The organism is Serratia oryzae (genome assembly GCF_001976145.1).
GTDB classification, from domain to species: Bacteria; Pseudomonadota; Gammaproteobacteria; order Enterobacterales; family Enterobacteriaceae; genus Chania; species Chania oryzae.
The window spans coordinates 1-1621 of record NZ_MOXD01000040.1; the positions used below are offsets into that span (position 1 = coordinate 1).

Here is a 1621-nt window from a genome sequence, read left to right on the forward strand (position 1 = left end):
GCACGCTGCTGTTTACTACCTACGCCGGTGGCCTGTTGAGCACGTTGAACAACAGGCTGAGCGGGAGTGGAGACTGGACGCTGAGCGCGAGCCATCTTGACCTGAGCAACAGCAATCATGCCCAGGGCTTCAGCGGCACGGTGAATCTCACCGGTGGCAGCAGCCTGACCCTCGACAGCGGCACGGTGCTTAACAATGCCACGGTGATGAACGTGGCGGATGGCAGCAGTGCGCTGAACCTGACCAGCAGCGGGGCATTGACCTTCAACAATGCGCTGCTGGGGACCGGGGACGTGAACGTCAGCACCAATAATGCGGCGTTTAACTTTGGCGCAGCGGTAGGCAACAGCTTTGCCGGTAACGTGAATTTACAAAATACCCTGTTTGACCTGTCCGGCATAAACAGTGCCACCCTGGCACTGGCCTCGCTCCAGATTGGCTCTGGTGCTGAAACTATCGTCGGGGATGGTGTACAAACCATCGGCAGGCTGGTGATGAACGGGGGATTATTGACCTATGCCAATGTGACGGAGAATAACGGGGTCATCACTACCGACGGCACAATCACGGCGCAAACCATTGATACCACGGCAGGAGGGACGGTCAGTGTGAACCTGCCGGCCGATCTATCGCCCAGCTTAGCGGGCCTGAGTACGTTGGATCTGGATACCGGGGTGGCCATCGCTACCTTGGCTACAGGAGTTGCCAGTGGTACAGGCAGTGAATTGACACTTACAGACGGTAACAATGTGCCGATTATCGACACTTATCTTCAAGGTATTACCAATCCTAATAATAGTACGGTAGCGGCTAGAGGAAGCTTTGTTTATGGCCTGAGTACTGGTGCGGAACAGGATGGTTTATACGTCAGCTATCTGTTGAAGCAGCTTGAGTTATTAACCAGTGGCGCTGAGGCGCTCATTTTACAGGGCTCCCTGGCGAATAATGGGACGAAGCACAACAACCTCAATGCCAAGGTTACGGGCAGTGGTGACTTGGCGATTGATGCACCTAACGATGGCACCATCATTACCCTGTCCAATAGCAGCAATGATTACACCGGGGATACGTGGGTTCGTTCGGGGATCCTGCAACTGACGGCGGATGCGGTGCTGGGGCAGACCACCACCCTCAATTTGAGCAGCGGTGCCACGGTGGATCTCAATACTCATACGCAAAGGGTGCAGATCCTGGCTAACAGTGGCGTGCTGGATCTTGCTGGCGGTTCGCTATTACTTGCTCAAGGAGGGAATTCGAGTTCGACAGGCGGCCTGACCGGTGATGGCTTGTTGAATGTCCAGGGGGGTACCTTTACGGTGAGCGCCGCAAACGGTGGCCTGACGGGTGACACCCAGATAGACAGCGGTGCGACGCTGGTACTGAACGGTACGGGGACGCTGGGCAGCAGTGACGTGAACGTGGCGGGCAGCCTGACGTTTGCCCGTGACGGCAACTTTGCCAATCTGTTGAGTGGAACGGGCACCGTCAATACCGAGGGTGATGTGCAGCTGAGCGGGGCCAACACCTTCAGCGGTGCCCATGTGATTGCGGCGGGCAGCCGGTTGAGCGTCACTGCGGCGGATAATCTGGGGGCTGCTGCGGCGACGGTGGATTTAAGCAC

The 1621-nt window shown here is 56.8% G+C and carries 1 pseudogene; it reads left to right on the forward strand.

The window, feature by feature from the left end:
• Positions 1–1621: pseudogene (locus BMI79_RS23870) on the forward strand (autotransporter outer membrane beta-barrel domain-containing protein); the annotation flags it as partial.